The following is a 16,256-nucleotide window of genomic DNA, read 5'->3' on the forward strand; positions in this document are numbered from 1 at the left end:
TTGGATCACCCTCGTGAGGTTGCTGGGTCAGGGATCAGGCCGAGCGAGAAGAGCGCGTCGACCCAGAGCGGCCAGAGCGAGCGGAACGGGTGGGTCGCCAGGATCACGCCGCCGCCCGCGAGGCGGCGCACGTGAAAAGGCGCGTGCTTTCGGAGGAAGCGGACGTGGGCACGCGTGTCCGTGTGCACCGGCCACGTGGGCGGGCCTTCGCCCGTCTCCGCGATCTGGCTCGTCAGCGCCAGGATCTCTCTCGCGCGCGGCTCGGCGGCGCGCCACGCCTCGTCGGGCGCCGCCGCGGCCTCGAGCGCCTCCAGCAGGGTGGCGGGCGGCGTTGCCAGCGCCTTGAGGACGGTCTCGCGGGAGAGTGCGTGCGCGCGCTCGCTGCCGCCCTTGAGCGGGACGCGCGCCCCAGCCGGCGCGGCTTCCACCCGCCCGCGGAGCGCTTCCAGGGACAGGCCCGCGTTGCGCGATACCATCTCCTTGTCGTGGCGCTGTAGCCACGACACGGCGAGATCGCGCGCGATGTCCCGCGCGTCCGCGTTGTACGTCGCGCACATGCGGACGGGTGCGATCCAGTCTCCCCCGTTCGTGCACGCGCCGGTGCGGACGCGGCCGCTCGCGTCCGGCGCGCAGAGGCGGAGCAGGAGGTCCTCGAGGTCGTCCCGGAGCAGGTGCCACGCGACCGCGGCCTCGGCCTCGATCGAGCGCGGGCCCCTGCCCCAGGCGAGCTCGAGGTAAGAGCAGAGAAACCTACGCTGGTCGCACGTGGTCATATGGATGAGGCCGGCCGAAATGTCACGGCCGGCCTCTTCGGTGTAACAGTGGCAGCTGCAGCCGAAGATACGTTTGGAGCCGGTCAGCATGACGTCGAGGCCTGCTCCAGCGGAAGGACCTGCGGCAAACTCGGCGCGGATCATCGCAACCGCCTCGTCCATGGAGGTCGTGTAGAATAGACCATCGTCCGTCATCATGCTGATACGAGTCCCTGGATGCATGAGCGCCGGCAGCGCCGCTAGGAACGCGTCGAGCGTCTCTGCCGCGTCACACCAGGCGAAGAACGACGGTCCTGATTCGCTCATAGCTGGGTCACCTTGATGGGGTGATTGAATCCTTTCAGGGTCACCTTCTTGCGCGTCTTCGTGTTGAAGAGGTACCCATCCTTGACGGCATAGGTATCTTTCGGCTTGAATTTCGCACCGCGCGTCATGATGAGCTCGACCTGCTCGACATCCCCCGCGACCCCCTTGTTCCGTAGCCCCTCCATCCCGTTCGACAACTGCTTGAACACATCGTCTAGAGCGACAAACACATTGAAAACCATTTAATTACGGCAGGTTACGCTGCCTGCTGCATCAGACGTTGGGCCGCCTCTAGATTCTGGATCGCTGCTGCGCGCCGGAGGTCGAACAGATTTCTCCTGGCGCCGATGTAGCGTGCAGTGTGGCCCTTCCGTGCCGCGATGTGGGCGAGCGCATGCTCCACAGCCACCCGCTGGCGGAGCACGGCGCGACCTGCCCCCGTTTGCTGCAGCTTCCGGAATTTGCGCTGCAAAGCCTCGTCCTTCGCGATGGACACGGTCCGCCCCCGTCCCGAGGCGGCTTGGGTGCACCTGGCTCGGAGGGGGCACGCGCCGCACTCCTCAGGATCAAACTGGACTGTGTCGCCCGGTTCGAATGCCTCGACCTGTCCTGCCGGACAGGTGATCGTCTTGGTGCGCAGGTCGATCTTGAAGTCGCGCTTGCTGAACAGGTTGGGGCTGCGAGCACGCTGTCCCCAGGGCTTCGAGAACACCTGGCCACCGTCGCGGATCACGTCGCCAACGACGGGACTGTTCACATAGGCGCGATCGATGTGGAGCTCGCCGAGGCGCAGCCGCTGACGCTGGATGTCCTCGGCGATCGGTGCGGCCCCCTCTTCTTCGGGGCGATTCGCTGGCGTGACCGCACAGGCGACGATGACGGGAAGGTCCAGATCGCGTGCGATGTGTTCCTTGTAGCCATCGAACCTCTTCGAGCGGCTCTTTCTACCGTGGCGCATCTCGGCGTCCTCAATGGAGACACGGCGGTCAGCTGCAACACCTTGGCGGATGCGAACGGCCCCATCCTCAGCAATTTCCAAGTCTTGGTCCCGAACCTGCGTGACCGCATCCAAGTAGAAGCGGAGCGGCTGCTCGACGACGTCGTCCAGATGGCGGTCCACCCACTGCTGCAGCGACGAGACCTGCCGTTCCAGGATCTGAATCGCCGCCGCCTTCTGTTTCGGGTCGCTCCAATCCAGGTCGAGCCCGGCCTTGATGCTGGGACCCAGCAGCAGCGGGATGCCCGCCTTGCGGCAGATCTCCTCGGGCGGGCGCTGCGTGATCTTCGACACGACGCGGACGATGCTGCGTGCTGCATGGCCGAGCAGGTTGATCGTGTCCTCAACCCGCCCGGCTCCCGCTAAAGGGCGGCTATCGACGGCCACGCGCAGCGCTTTGGACACCGCACGCCTCTCGCCCTCCGTCATCGCGCCGGACCGAACGAGCGCCACGGTCCGCTCCAGCAGCACCCGGTCCATCTCATGCTCGACCATCCGCTCTCGGAACGCCTGCAGCGCGCCCTGCGAGAACGCGGGCGTGGCCGCCCCCAGGCAGCCGAGCACCATCTGCCAGCGAAGGTCGACGAGCGACAGCTCCACCGCCTCGGCATCCGATGCGCCGACGTAGCCCTGGAGCAGCGTGACCATGCACATCAGCGCCGGCGGATGCGGCGGCTCACCTGCGCCCGTAGTCCGGTACATGCTCTCCAGCTGCTCCTGGAACGTCTCGTCGAATAGCTCGTGCCGGTGCAGCCTGAGAAAGCCGAACAGGGCTCGCACCCGGGTCAACCGCTTCATGAGCGCCTGTTCCTGTCGCGACAGCTCCACCGGCGGCAACCATCGTTCCATCCGTGCACCTCCGGATGCGGACGAGATCATGGTCCGGCGAGACCGTCGAGCCTTGCATCGAAGCGCTCGGGATTACCACAAAATCAAACTGATCGGTCCTCTAGCTCAACCGGGTTGCCCCCTTTCACTTCGCTCACGATCAGCTTCTGCCCGCGGGACACCGTCACGAAGTCAGGAGCCTTCCCACCGGACATGCCGGGGAGCGACTCGTCTGGAAGGTCGAGCATCTTACGCACGCCGCCGTCGCCGACGCCGAGGAGCGCCCGCTCGTCGCGGGTCATGAAGCTGATCGCCGTTTTCTCGAAGGTGTTGAACCCGGCTTCCGTGACGTGCCCTTTCAGCGTCTTGAACCCGCGGAGCCTCCATACCTCGAACCCCTTGACAACGACCTTATCGACCTTTGCGATCTCCCCAGCGATCCGGATCCCACGCGGCGGTAGCGCGCCGGCGGCAGCAACGCCGTGCCAGATGTGCCCCACCGCCCCGAGCCCGAAGCCCAGCCCCGAGAAGATCCGCTCCTCATCGCTGAGCTCTCGCCCCGACGGCACACACCACTCCTTGCCCGTTACCGCCTCGCACAGGTCGAGCGTCGGCCCGACCACGGGCACGAACCCCACCCCGATGCGCGTCGTCGCGTGCACCAGCGTCTGCATCACCTCCGCGTACGCCTCGAAGCCCTCGCCGACCGTCGACATCGCCCCCGCGAACGCGCTGATCGTCTGGTAGAGCTGCGTCTGCTCCAGGTCGAGCCCGCCCCCCGTCCACAGGTTGAGGTTGTCCTTCATCTGGTCCGCGAGCGCATCGAACCGTGGCTTCAGCACCGTGTCCACCTGCGCCCGCAGGTCGGCAGGCACGGGCGAGTCCTCGAACCAGTCCGACGCATCCATGAACTGCCGCACGAAGCCGGTGATCCGGTTCTGCGCCTTCAGGAACGCGTTGGTCTCCGCGAGCGACACGCCCATCCGGTCGCGCAGCGCGATCTCCAGCGCCGCGCTGTTGGCCCGCCACGCCCGCACGTTCGCCACGAAGTCCGCCCGGAGGACCACCACCCGGCCGCTGACGTCCGCCTCCAGCGCCGCGAGCACCGCGTCCGCGTACGCCGCGTAAGGATCCCTCCCCTCCTCGAACGCGCCGTCCACCTCCGCGATGTCCGGCACCTCGACCCACGGCACCTCGCTCTCCCCGAGCGCGTACGCTTGCGGGTCGTCCGGATCCCACCCCTCGGTGATGTTCGTCGATGAAGACCGATTTGCGAGGCTGGAGGACTGTTCCGAAAGCGCGGATGCCCACCCCCGGCCCGTGCTCGGCGCTCCGCGCCTGCGCGCGGTCCGCCCCTCCCAAATCGCGCGCTCCGCGCGCTCAGGGAGGGGTGCGCCGTCCCGCATATCCAGGTGGGAACCTGAGAGGGAGAGCAGGCGGGCAACTCGCGTCAGGACGTGATGCCCAGCAAGAAGAGGGCGTCGGCCCAGAGCGGCCAGAGCGTGCGGTACGGGTGCGTCGCCAGCACCACGCCGCCGCTCGGCAGGCGGCGCACGTGGAACGGGGCGTGCTCTTCGAGGAAGCGGACGTGCCTGCGCGTGGTCGTGTCCACCCGCCAGGTGGGCAGACCTTCGATCTCCTCGGTCTGGCTTGTCAGCTCCAAAATCTCTCTCGCGCGCGGCGCGGCGGCGCGCCACGCGTCGTCGGGCACCGCCGATGCTTTAAGGGCGTCGAGCAACGCGGAAGGCGGTGCTGCCAGCGCCTTGAGGACGGTTTCGCGGGAGAGCGAACGCGCGTGCTCGCTGCCACCTTTCATGGCGACGCGCGCACCGGCCGGCGCGGCTTCCACCCGCGCGCGGAGCGCATCGAGCGACATGCCTGCGGCGCGCTTGATCTTGCCCTTGTCGTGGAGTTCCACCCATGACAGGGCGAGATCGCGCGCGAGTTCCGCGGTGTTCGCGTTGTACGTGGCGCACATGTCGACCGGCGCGACCCAGTCCCAGGCGTTCGTGCATGCGCCGGTCGGGATCCGTCCGCTCGCGTCTGGCGCGTAGAAGCGGAGCAGGAGGTCCTCGAGATCGTCCTCAATCACGAGCCACGCCAGCGCAGCCTCGGTCTCGATCGAGCGCGGGCCCCTGCTCAAGACGAGATCGAGCTCAGGACGGAGAAAGTCGGATTTGTCGCACACACGCAAGACGAGGGGGCCGGATGCATGGCGACGTTCGTATTCTTCCGCGAAGCACGCGATGCCGAAGCATATCGCGCGCTCGGGGTGCCTCAGCATGACGCCGAAGGATAGGTCCGCGTTGATCCATCCGGAGAAGTGGGCGCGGACCGTCGCGACCACCTCGTCGATGGAGTGCGTTTTGATCCAAATGTCGTTATCCATCGCCACGCGGATGAGGTCTCCCGGAATCACCAGCGCCGACAGCGCTGCCGCGAGCGCGTCGACCCGGTCGGCCTCGTCACACCACGCGTAGAACATGGGGCCTGCTTCGCTCATAGCCGGATCACCATGACGAATTTGCCGCCTACGGCGACGGGTTTGCCCGTGAGCAGGTTGATCAAGTAGCCGTCCCGCACGCCGATGTTCTTGTTATCAAACGTCGCCCCCTGCTTCATGATGAGCTCCAATCGGGCAACGTCGCCATGGAGCTTCCACTTCGTCTTCAGCGTTTCCATCGCGTTCGTCAACTGCTCGATCACGTCCCTGGCGATTACCTCGTCTCCGCCTTTTGCCTCGCTGAGAATCAGCTCGTTCCCTCCGCGTAACGAGACGAAGTCCGGCGCCTTCCCCTCGATGGTACCCGTCCGTGACTCCTTCGGAATGTCGAGCACCCTGCGCACGCCGTCGTCGCCGACCCCGATGAGCGCTCTTCCGTCGTCCACCAGGAACTTGGCCGCTTTCTTCTCGAAGATGTTCACCGCCTTGGTCGTGATCGCCCCGGTGAGCGTCTTGTACCCCCTGACGCGGTTCGTCTTCACGATCTTGGCGAAAACCTCCTCGATCTCGGCGATCTCCCCGGCCACCCGGATCGCGGACGGCCGCAGCCCGCTGGCGGTCTTGATCACCCGCCACATCGGCCCGATCGCCGCGACCCCGAACCCCATCCCCGAGAAGATCCGCTCCTCGTCGCTGAGCTCTCGCGCCGACGGCAGGCACCACGCTTTGCCCGTCACCGCCTCGCACAGGTCGAGCGCCGGCCCCACCACCGGCACGAACCCGACCCCGATGCGCGTCGTGGCGTGCACCAGCGTCTGCATCACCTCTGCGTACGCCCCGAACCCCTCGGCGACCGTCGACATCGCCCCCGCGAACGCGCTGATCGTCTGGTAGAGCTGCGTCTGCTCCAGATCGAACCCGTCCCCCGTCCACAGGTTGAGGTTGTCCTTCATCTGGTCCGCGAGCGCGTCGAACCGCGGCTTCAGCACCGTGTCCACCTGCACCCGCAGATCCGGCGGGATCGGCGTCTCGATGAACCAGTCGGACGCATCCATGAACTGCCGCACGAACCCGGTGATCCGGTTCTGCGCCTTCAGGAACGCGTTGGTCTCCGAGAGCGACACGCCCATCCGGTCGCGCAGTGCGATCTCGATCGCCGCGCTGTTCGCCCGCCACGCCCTCACGTTCGCCACGAAGTCCGCCCGGAAGACCACCACCCGGCCGCTCACGTCCGCCTCCAGCGCCGCGAGCACCGCATCAGCATACGCCGCGTAGGGATCCCTCCCTTCGTCGAACGCCCCGTCCACCTCCGCGATGTCCGGCACCTCGACCCACGGCACCTCGCTCTCCCCGAGAGCGTACGCTTGCGGGTCGTCCGGGTCCCACCCCTCGGCGCGCGCGTCTTCCGTCGCCAGGTCCGCCACCTCGTCGGCCTGCGCGCCGAACTCGTCCATCAGCCGCGCGAGCTCGTCCTCGAGATCGCTTACGCTCTGCTTCAGGTCGTCGATGAGCTGCTCCATCGCCGCGCGCGTCTCCGGCGCGACCGCGTCCTCATACCGGTCCAGGATCGCCTCGAGGTCGGTCCGCGAGATCTCGTCCAGCGGCCGGCCGACAAGGTCCTTGAGCTCGGTGTCGAGCTGCTGGAGCAGGTCCATCTTCTCCGCCAGCAGGCCCACCGCCCGTGCGTTCGCCACGAGCGCCGCGCGCTCCTTGGCGATCTCGGCCAGCAGGATCTCGAGGTCACGCGCCAGCGCCGGATTGATCTCCGCGAGGCTCAGGTCGACCTCGGTGTTGCCGGAGAACTTCTCCCCGCTGCGCCGCACGTTGAAGAGAGGCTTGTTCAGTCCGAGCGGCTCCGAGACGAGATGCACCACCTCGTGCGACTCGGTGCACCAGTCATCGCCGGCAGAGTTCTTCACATGGAAGTGGAAGTCGTTCGCTCCCATCTGGAGCAGCACCGAGTCGAACTCCGTCTCCGCCCTGTTGGTAGCCGAGCCGTCGGGGAGCTCCAGCAGCGCGCCGGGGACCTCGTACGTGGTCAGCGGCGTGTCGTTCACGCTGAAAAAGTTGTGTCCAACGAGGAACGCCCCTTCGCACGAGGAGCTGAGCTCCGTGCGCTCCCAGTCCAGCCTGTACGGCGTACCGGCCCACGCGAACGACGGCGCCAGCACCGCCAGCGCCGTGAACAGCGCGACGAGCCTCCGGAACACCGCGGCGCTCGGGCCGCGCAGCGCGACGTCCTTGGAGCCTCTCATGTCCCCTCCGCGCCGCGCACGGCGGCGTCGTACGCGATCGCGGCGCCCTTCACGTCCCCCGCGTCGAGCCTCGCCTGCGCCACGTCGAGCTCCGCTGCGCCCATGCCCTTCTCCCGCAGCGCCGCGAGACCCGCCGCGATCTTCTGCGGCACCCCCGTCCTGAGCTCGGCCTCCGCGGCGTCGAACCTTCCTCGAAGCTCCGCGCACCCGGCCTCGCGCCAGGACGACCCCGCCGCCTCGCAGAGCGGTCGCAGCTGCGCCAGCGCCAGGAGCTCCCCGCACCGCTCGGCCAAGAGCGGCAGCCCGAGCTTCTCGCTCACCGGCGGCGCCGCCGACAGCGCCGCGACCTGCGCGCGCCCACGCTGCTCGAAGGCGTCCGACGCCTTGCGGGTCCGCGCCCCCGCGACGGCCTCGCGCGCCCCCTCGTCCATCTGCAGCACGCGGAGCGCCTGCCGGCGCAGCGCGATGCCGCCGAGCAGCGCCGCCGCGGTCGCGTCGCTCCGGGCGACGCGGCCCTTCACGTAACCCAGCATCGCGTTCAGCGAGCGCAGCGCGCCCGACGTCATGTCCGGCAGCACCGCGCCGTGCGTCGCGAGCAGCTCCCTGTGCGGCGCCATCGCCTCATCGAAGGAGGCCGCGAAGACCTGGAGCGTCGCCGACCACCTCAGGATCTCCGCGGTGAGCTCGCCGGGCGCGCGGCTCGCCTCGCGCGCCGCCGCGAGCACGGCCTGCTCCACGCCGTCGAGGCCGTCGATGTCCGACCGCGACGCCTGCGCCGAGAGCTCCGCGTATGCCGCCGTCTCCGCCGCCTCGGTCGCGCGATACGCAGCGAAGCGCGCCGCGACGCCCGCGTATTTCGATCGCAGCGGGGCGGCGTCGCTCCGGGCCTGGTCGAAGATCGCCTGCACAGCCGCCATCGCCTGCCGGTCGGCCGCGAGCATGGCGGCGAGCGGCTCTCTCTCCGCGCTGGCCTTGTCGATCATCGCCGCCTTGAAGTTGCCGGCCGCGTCGACCGGCGCCTCCGCGAGCAGCACCCTCTGGCGGTCCCTCGCCTCGTCGAGCAGCCGCGCGAGCTTGCCCGCGAGCGTCGCCCGCAGCGATTCGGCGTTCCTCGCGTCGTCGCGCACGTACGCGATCGCCTCGTCGATGTGGCCGAACCAGACGCCGAGCGAGGTTTCGCTCGCGACGATCTCCTCTGGCATCTTGTCGTTCGGCCAGGTGGCCCACACCTCGATGGGCAGAGCGCCGTCCTTCTCGGCCTGGGCCCACGCGGCGCCCGGGCCCTGATTCTCGCCGACGCAGTGCTCCTCGCCGCCCACCGCCGCCGCGCAGAAGCTCCCGAACGTGTCGTCCCCGAACTTCCACAAGCACCCGGCCGCCGTCGCGCCGAACGTCAGCGCGCCGATAGCCGCCGCAAGGATCGCCCTCCGTCGCGCCGGTCTGGATCTCTCGATCATGCTCATTGCCTCCACCCCGCGAAATTTCTCGCCCGCGCACGCTCGCCCGCCGATTTTCCAGAAGCAAGCGTCCCCACCAGAGCGCTAGGACATTGCTCGGCCGTGGATCGCGCCCCGAGCGCCAGGTTGTCCGTCCTCAATGCGCGGACAGTCGCCGAACCGGAGAGGTGTGCTTGGGGGTGCGTGGCGCCACCGCCTGCGGACCGGCCGCGGCGTCGAGGCGGACGCCGCTGAGCTCGTGACCCTCGCCGGCGAGCTCCGCGAGCGAGGTCTCGGCGTCGTGCTCCTGGGGCGCCGCGCGGCTGTCCACGTCGCCGCCAGCAGGCCCGCGGGCGCTCTCGTGGAGCTCCGGGCGTGCCACCGTCGGCGCCCTGTAACACCAGGGTTCGCCTGAAGTGTCGTGATCCTATTCAGGGAAACGCAGCGTCTCGACCCGGGTGCCGTCCTCCCCCCGGATCTCTTCGCCAGACCAATCCCAGCTCACGCCGCCCTTTCCCGGCGGTCCGAGAGTATAGGTGACCCCCTCGAGCGTGAGCTGAGCTTCGTCGAGGTAGGCGATGCCGATCGAGTCGCCGCCGCGCCCGGGGCCGCCGTAGCCGCCATCGCCCCCTAGGCCGCCGTCGCCACCCTTGCAGGACCAGGTGCCGTCTCCCACGGCGCCGCCCAGTTCGCCTCGACCGCCTTTGCCCCCTTGCTCGGGTGGCCCGCCGTCGCCACCCGGTCCCCCGGCGAGCGTCTCGATCACGGTGTCGCGTACCGTCAGGTTGGCGTGGAGCGCGACGATCCCGATCGTCGGGTGGCCGTTCTCACCCCCTCGACCGCCTCGCCCACCGCAGCCACCAGCGCCTCCGGAGCCGCCGCCGGCGCCTCCCTTCGAGGCCACGCCGCACACGGCGAGGCCGCCTCGACGGCCACCACCCCCGCCGCCGCCTTGACCCGGCATGCCCCTATCGCCGTCGCCTGCCCAATCGGCCTCCCATCCTGTCTCGGTGATACGCCCGATGCCCTGACCCGCGGCGCCGACGGTACCCCACATACCGTTTTTCCCGGTGAAGCCGCCGCTGCAACCACCGTCTGCCCGGTTGCCAAGTCCTCCCTGCCCATCGTGGCCGGGGTCCGGCTCGGGTACGGGCTCGCCGGCCTCCCCATCTCCAGCGCCGTCTGCGAGCCCGTCGCCTCCCTTGCCACCGGCGCTCGGGATTCCGCCATCGCACGGATTCATCACCGCCGGGCCGCCGGGGACGGCGTCTGCCGTGCACGCATCGCCGCCGTACGCGCCATCCGGTCCGCGCGGTGCCTGGTTTAGCCCGCCCCATTTCTCGCCATCGTGGCCTGCCCATCCGTAGGAGGTGCGGAGCTCGCTCCGGATGAGCTCCACGGCCGTGTTGGAGCGAACAAGCATCGTGATCGGGCCCCACCCATCCAAGATCATGTCGACGATTGTTGATACCCCGTCCGCGGCGCCGCTGTCGCCGTCGCTCGCCGGCACAACGGTCAGGACGATGTCCGGCCTGTCCGAAATCTGAAGCACAGAGCGCGTGTCGGCCTGGCGCTTCCAGCTCACGCAGCCGAACCCCCCGATGAGATCCACGCCGGAAGGCAGCGTCAGGGGCCCGAAGAACCCGTCGGCGCACGCGAAGACGCGCCCTCGGCCGGTACGCGCGAGCTCCACGCCGCGCTGCAGCGTGCGCACCGGCTTGTCTTTGGTCGTGCCGGGGTTCGCGTCGTCGCCGCTGCCCCAGACGCCGCCCACGAACACGCCGCATCCATCCTCCCACACATCGGCGGCGAGACGCTCGAGGCAGACCGACTCCGGCGGCGGCTCGCCTTGACACGGCGAGGCGCCGTCGCACGCCGGTCCGCCAGGCTCGTTGGGGCCCGGCGCGGTGCCGCAGCCGGCCAGGGCGAGCAGCAGCGCGGGGGACAGAGGGATCGCTCTCGTGGTTCGCATCGTTCTTCCTCGATGTCGTGTCGTAGCGAGGGGGACAATCAGCGGGGCGGGGCGGGATTGGGCACGTCGAATTGACGGTAAGGCATGGAGTCGCCATCCTCGCCCATCCCCACCTCGTCATCTGGTCCTGCATTACCTGCGCTGCCGCCCTGGCCAGGGTTTCCAAGCTGTACAGGGGAGTCCGGCCCGATGCCCACGTAGGCGCTGTGAGCAGCGACACCGTAGGACGACCCCCCGAGGCCGCCGCCGGCGTCGCCCCCGCGACCGCCGTGGCCACCGGCGCCGCCGGGGCACGCGGGCCACATCTCACTGACACCGGGAGGAGGCTTTCCACCATAGCCGCCGACGGAACCCCCGCCCCCCGGTTGGCCCGTGCCGCCGACCCCGCCGTTGCCGCCGTTGCCCGTAGTCACCCGAGTCGCCTCGAGCGTCACCGAGCTCCCCTGCAGGGCAACGACGCCGATGCTCGACCCGCCATAGCCACCGCCTTTACCCCCGATGCCACCGCAGCCGCCGCTGCCACCTGAGCCGCCACCTGCGCCGGCCTGCGGGCGGCCAGCCGGGCACGCCCCCATCGCTCCCCGCGATTTGCTGCCGCCACCGCCGCCCCCTCCTTGACCGACGCCGCCCCTCTTTCCATCATCACCGCGGATTCCCATCCAGCCGTCTTCGGTGAGGTAGCCTGCGCCAACAGCACCGTCCGCGCGACCGGCGTCAGGGCCGTCCATCCCGTTTTCGCCATCACCGCAACGCGCGCTAGCCGCGCCAGTGCCTCCAAGGCCGTTGCCTTCTGGATTCTCCGCGGGCCGCGGCTGCCCCGGAGCGCCATCGCCCCCCGACTCGAGCCCACCGTCGCCCCCGTAGCCTCCGGTGGACTCGACGCCATCGTCGCAGACGGTCACGACTGCCAGCGCGCCCGTCGGGGAGTCCGTGGTGCAGGCGTTCGCGCCGTCGTTCCCCACCATGCCGGCATTCGCGCGGAAGCTCGGCGCGTCCTTCCCCGGTTCCCCGTCCTTGCCATCGCCCGCGACGACCACGCTTTCCCGCACGATCGCCCTGGCCCCCGCGCTCAAGATCACCGCGATCGACGACTTGCCGTCGGGTGCCGAGGCGCCGGCCGCCTTGACGCTTGCGCCGAAGACCGTTGACGTCTTGCCCTCCTTTTCGCCTGCGATCACCCTCAGCGGGATCCCCCCCGGCGGAGCGATGATCGTCGGGTGCTCCGGCCCGCCGAATGACCCCTCGTACGACCAATCCCCGCCGTCACACAGGCGCCCGCCCCAGAGGTCGACCCCCGAGGGCAGCGTGATCGTCTCCGCGAACTCCCCTCCGCACGCGTACACGCGCCGGGTCGGCTTCTCGTCGTGGCTTCGCCCATACGCGGCGAGCCCAATCGCGTGTTGCAGCGTCTTCACCGGCGCGTCCTTCGTTCCGGGGCTGTTGTCGTCGCCCTGCTCGCTGACGAACACCCCGCACTCGTCGAGCGCCATTGCCGTCGCTGGGTTGCCGTCACAGAGAGTCGGCTCAGGCGCAGGGGCGCACTCCATCACTTCCCAGCAATCGTCACGGTACGAAGTGCAAGCTAGCAGCGTGCTGCTCGCTCCCCACGCACAGACCACGGCAGCAACCGCGGCGGCCACCGCTCTTCGGTCTGCCTGTGGCCGCATCCCCTCGGTACTCGGCATGGTCACCACACCCCCTCGATGCTCACGCCCGTCTCGTGCCCGGTCACGACGGGCGATATTTGGACCCGATCCTGCGCTGGCGTGTGTCCCAGGAAGGAGAAGTCCGTGAAGAAGGACGCGGCGGTGGCCGCGCCGATCACACCCCCCGTGATAACCAGGGCCGTGCCCCCCCGGTCGGACAGGTTGCGCGCGTCACGCAGGCGCCGCAGCTCGCCGCACGGCGAGCGCTCCGGCGCTTGCCAGCACATGGACGAGCTCGATCTTGGGTCGCTCTGGAGCTGGTCACGCCGCGCGCTCATGTCCTGGTCGAGCTTGCTGGCGCTGATCATGAGGATGGCGCCTGCCGACACGGTGCCCGTCGCGAGCGAGATTCCCACGACACGCAGCGTGCCCGGCCAGGAAGCCCACGGACTGGGGGCCTGCACGCGCGGAGGGGGCAAAGCGCGTACGGGAGTCGGCGTCGCGGTCGCGGTCCCCTTGGCGCCGCTCGCCTCCTTGGTGCCGCTCGCCGCCGCACACAGCAACGGCATCGTGAACTCGTGCTCCGCGCCTGCCACGGCGCGCAAGTAATGAAGAGCGTCCTTACAGCCCGGTGCACGGCCCCGCACCATGTGTTGGCCTGGCTCGAAGAACAGCGTGTAGGTCCGCGCGGTCCGGCCGATGCGCTTACCGTCGATGAGCACCTCGGCGTCGGGCGGATCGACGCCGAGCACGAGCCGCGCGACGTGTGGCGCTGCGTTGCGCTGCCCTGCCTCGAATCGCTGCTGGAGCGCTTCTGGCAACGCTTCGCGCTGTTCTAGGCTCCTGGCCAGGTGCTCGGCCGCGTCGCGGTACTTGTGCAGCGCGAGCTCGCAAAGGCCGAGCTCGCCGGCGAGCTCCGCGCGCTCCACCTCGGTGCTGGTCGCCGCGTCCGCGGCCTCCAAAGCTGCCTTGTATTCAGCGGTTGCCTCGGTCCACAGCCCGGCCTTGCGCGCTTTCTGACCACGGCGAACATGCTCCTTCACCGTCGATCGGTCGCTCGGTCCCGCCTTCGGATGGCTATTGTCCGCGCTGGCCGAGTTCGGGAAGCCTGTTGCGGCCCCGAGCGCAAGAAAGATCGAGAGCGAATGCGCAATGCAACGCATGCCGCGACGGTACCGACGCCGGCTGCTTGGCGTCAACCGGCAGAAACCGCCACGTCTCGGCGGCTTCGGTGGGAATTGGCGGTCGGATGAGGGAATGCGTTCAACCATCCGTAAGACATGTCCAAGCGTAGTCTAAACAACTACATGGCGGCACACTGTCCGACCGAAGTTGCTCCTCGACTCATTTCTCTGAACCTTTTGGGCCGCCTCGCGTGTGCTGCTTACCGTGGCCAAGCCAGCGACCGTCTCCCCCGGCTTCGAGCTCTTCCGGCGCCTGGCCAGGCGCCACGGTGTACCGGCGCGAAACGCCGAGGATATCGCCCAGGAAGCGCTGCTGCGGGGGCTCGACGCCGACCAACGGATCGAGCCGGGCGGCGACCCGGGGCCGTACCGCGTCACGATCGCCGTCAACCAGGCGCGCAATCACGTCCGGGACGCGCGCTGCCGCGGCGAGGTGCTCACGTCGTTCGATGAGCGCGAGATCCGAGATGAGCTCCCCACGCCGGAAGAGCTGCTCCGCAGACGGCAGCGGGAAAAGCTCACCCGGCAGCTGATCGACCAACTCGATCCCAAGTACCGGGATCTCGTGATCAAGCACGACCTCGAGGAGATCCCGCTCGCCGAGATCGCCGCCGAGCAGGGGCTCCCGCTGGACACGGTGAAGACGCGACACCGGCGGGCCCACAAGGAGCTCGAGGTGCAGGGGGGACGGTGGCAGGCGCAGGAGCGCTCTCAGGGAAGGGACGGGAGCATCTGCGTGCCCCTTGCACTGGGGTTCGGCCGTCGCGCGTGGTCGGTGGCCTCGCTGGGTCGGCTGGGCCTTAGGATCGTCGTTCAGGCCGCGCTCGTCCTGCTGACCGGCGCGCTCGTCTCCGCCGTGCCGCCCTTGCCCGACCTGGAACCGTGGATCAGGGCGGCGGCGGTCCGCGCCCCTGCCACCGCGCCCGCGGAGCAGGACGCCGTGGCGCCCCTCGCGCGAGATGGCGTCCAGAGCGTCGCGGGGCCCGCCAGCGGAGATGGGGCGCCCGACGCTGCGGCGCCCGCCGCGGCGACCGCGCACGAGATCTCGTCGCGCACAGAACACGGAAGCGTGCACGGCGAGGCGATGGCGACCGGCACGCCCGCTCCCTCGAACGCGAAGACGAGAAGTCACCGGGCCGCGCCTCCGGCGAGCGCCGTTCGACCGACCACCGGCGAGGTCGAGAGGAGCCTGGTCGACCAGGCGCGGAGGGCCATCGAGGCCAACGACGTCATGGCCGACGTCGAGGCTCGGCGGCTGCTCGAGGCTCACGCGCGGCAGTTCCCGCGAGGGCGGCTCGCCGCGGAGCGCGAAGCGCTGCTCAGGCAGCTTCGCTGAATCGTCGGCTACCCATCAACAGCTAGGCAGGCGGGGATAGCGGTGCTGCTTTCGCGCAGCGCAAGGCCGAGATCCGCGTTGTGTCGGACAAGAACGCTCACGTCCAGGAGGCGAAAGTTCATGGAAGACATGCTGGGTGCGATGTGGCTCGTGTCGCCGCTCGGGCTCGCGATGATCGCGTGCGTCGCGATCGGCTTCGCGGTCACCGCGCGCGAAGCGCTGGGACGAGAGCGCGGGCTTCGCGAGGCGCGCGAGCACGCGCATGATGACGAGGAGGCGGCCCTCACCGATGCGAAGGAGCAGGCCGCGGGGGAGCGCGACCGATATCGGCGCCTTCTGGACTGTCATGTCGACGCGGCGCTTGCAGCGCTGAGAGACGCCCGCGCGCGCTCCGCTCCCCGGCCGGGGAGGGTCTTGGAGTCGTTCTGTGCGACGACGCCTCCGTGGAGGAGAAGGCTGGGCGAGAGCACGGGGTTGGAACCAAGGGAGGTGGAGCGGTTGCTGAGGAGCGACCTCCCCATGACGCCCGGGCTCGCGCGGCAGCTGGAGACCTTCACCGGTACGCCGGCGCGGTACTGGGAGCGCCTCTGGTGGCTACACGACGACCACCGATCGGACGCGGAGGAGACCGTGGTGATCCAGGTGGGCGAGCCCGTTGCCAAGCGCGAGAGCTCGGCGCGTCCCGCGTCGTCGCCGGCCCCGAGTTCGGCGCAGCCGACTCCGCCAATGGTACCTCCCCGCGCGCTCGACGTTCCTCCGCCTGTGGTGCCGTCTCCCGAGCTTGCGGCCAGGAGCCCGCGGGCGAAGCTCCCGCCGCCTCCGCTAACGCGGCTTCGGTCGCCGCTCCCTCTCCGCACCGCCACGGGGGCGGAGCTCGTCCAGCGCGCCGCCACGCTGACGAGCTTCCCGCTACAGCGTGACGAAGGGGGGACGAGCTCCGCCAACCCGTCCGACTGGGAGGACGCAGAGCGCTCTCCGCTGAACACGACACTTCCGGGCGTAGGGAGCCATGGATGAGCGCCGCCGCGCTTCGCAGCTACACGCCATCAGGAGCCTGCTGGCGAGCATGCCGCCGCTACG

At 69.4% G+C, this 16,256-nt stretch carries 12 protein-coding genes and 1 pseudogene; 2 read left to right on the forward strand and 11 right to left on the reverse strand.

Features of this window, described 5'->3' with window-relative positions:
- Window positions 1–5: 5 nt before the first annotated feature.
- The 11 genes and pseudogenes from ACSRUE_RS15085 to ACSRUE_RS15135 all read right to left on the reverse strand — a co-directional run bounded on the left by ACSRUE_RS15085 (window position 6) and on the right by ACSRUE_RS15135 (window position 13,927).
- On the reverse strand, window positions 6–1,079 hold the full coding sequence (locus tag ACSRUE_RS15085; protein WP_441291600.1) for a hypothetical protein: 1,074 nt from the start codon (window positions 1,077–1,079) through the stop codon (window positions 6–8).
- Window positions 1,076–1,288 carry a hypothetical protein gene (locus tag ACSRUE_RS15090; protein WP_441291601.1) on the reverse strand — a complete coding sequence of 71 codons (213 nt, stop codon included), beginning with the start codon at window positions 1,286–1,288 and terminating at the stop codon, window positions 1,076–1,078. The genes ACSRUE_RS15085 and ACSRUE_RS15090 overlap by 4 nt, the downstream gene beginning before the upstream one ends.
- Before the next feature lie 47 nt (window positions 1,289–1,335).
- Window positions 1,336–2,925: an IS1182 family transposase gene (locus ACSRUE_RS15095; RefSeq protein WP_441291590.1), complete on the reverse strand. Its 1,590-nt coding sequence runs from the start codon at window positions 2,923–2,925 to the stop codon at window positions 1,336–1,338.
- A 95-nt stretch (window positions 2,926–3,020) separates the two neighbouring features.
- Window positions 3,021–4,310, reverse strand: a pseudogene (locus ACSRUE_RS15100) (hypothetical protein); the annotation flags it as partial.
- Between the two features lie 44 nt (window positions 4,311–4,354).
- Window positions 4,355–5,407 carry a hypothetical protein gene (locus ACSRUE_RS15105; RefSeq protein ID WP_441291602.1) on the reverse strand — a complete coding sequence of 351 codons (1,053 nt, stop codon included), beginning with the start codon at window positions 5,405–5,407 and terminating at the stop codon, window positions 4,355–4,357.
- Window positions 5,404–7,602, reverse strand: coding sequence for a hypothetical protein (locus ACSRUE_RS15110; protein ID WP_441291603.1), 2,199 nt, complete (start codon window positions 7,600–7,602; stop codon window positions 5,404–5,406). The genes ACSRUE_RS15105 and ACSRUE_RS15110 overlap by 4 nt, the downstream gene beginning before the upstream one ends.
- On the reverse strand, window positions 7,599–9,059 hold the full coding sequence (locus ACSRUE_RS15115) for a hypothetical protein (RefSeq protein WP_441291604.1): 1,461 nt from the start codon (window positions 9,057–9,059) through the stop codon (window positions 7,599–7,601). Before ACSRUE_RS15115 ends, ACSRUE_RS15110 begins: the two co-directional genes overlap by 4 nt.
- Before the next feature lie 136 nt (window positions 9,060–9,195).
- Window positions 9,196–9,420: a hypothetical protein gene (locus ACSRUE_RS15120; protein ID WP_441291605.1), complete on the reverse strand. Its 225-nt coding sequence runs from the start codon at window positions 9,418–9,420 to the stop codon at window positions 9,196–9,198.
- 45 nt (window positions 9,421–9,465) lie between these two features.
- Window positions 9,466–11,010, reverse strand: coding sequence for a hypothetical protein (locus ACSRUE_RS15125; protein ID WP_441291606.1), 1,545 nt, complete (start codon window positions 11,008–11,010; stop codon window positions 9,466–9,468).
- Window positions 11,011–11,048: 38 nt separating this feature from the next.
- Window positions 11,049–12,677, reverse strand: a complete 1,629-nt coding sequence (locus ACSRUE_RS15130; RefSeq protein WP_441293091.1) for a hypothetical protein — start codon at window positions 12,675–12,677, stop codon at window positions 11,049–11,051.
- A 20-nt stretch (window positions 12,678–12,697) separates the two neighbouring features.
- Window positions 12,698–13,927 carry a hypothetical protein gene (locus ACSRUE_RS15135; protein ID WP_441291607.1) on the reverse strand — a complete coding sequence of 410 codons (1,230 nt, stop codon included), beginning with the start codon at window positions 13,925–13,927 and terminating at the stop codon, window positions 12,698–12,700.
- A 118-nt stretch (window positions 13,928–14,045) separates the two neighbouring features.
- Here ACSRUE_RS15135 and ACSRUE_RS15140 point away from each other — a divergent pair, with 118 nt between their 5' ends.
- Both ACSRUE_RS15140 and ACSRUE_RS15145 read left to right on the forward strand, forming a co-directional pair.
- Window positions 14,046–15,176, forward strand: coding sequence for an RNA polymerase sigma factor (locus ACSRUE_RS15140; RefSeq protein ID WP_441291608.1), 1,131 nt, complete (start codon window positions 14,046–14,048; stop codon window positions 15,174–15,176).
- Window positions 15,177–15,296: 120 nt separating this feature from the next.
- Window positions 15,297–16,193 (forward strand): helix-turn-helix transcriptional regulator, encoded by an 897-nt coding sequence (locus tag ACSRUE_RS15145; protein ID WP_441291609.1) that lies wholly within the window; start codon window positions 15,297–15,299, stop codon window positions 16,191–16,193.
- Window positions 16,194–16,256 lie beyond the last annotated feature (63 nt).

This window comes from Sorangium sp. KYC3313 (assembly GCF_052075895.1).
GTDB lineage: Bacteria > Myxococcota_A > Polyangia > Polyangiales > Polyangiaceae > Sorangium > Sorangium cellulosum_B.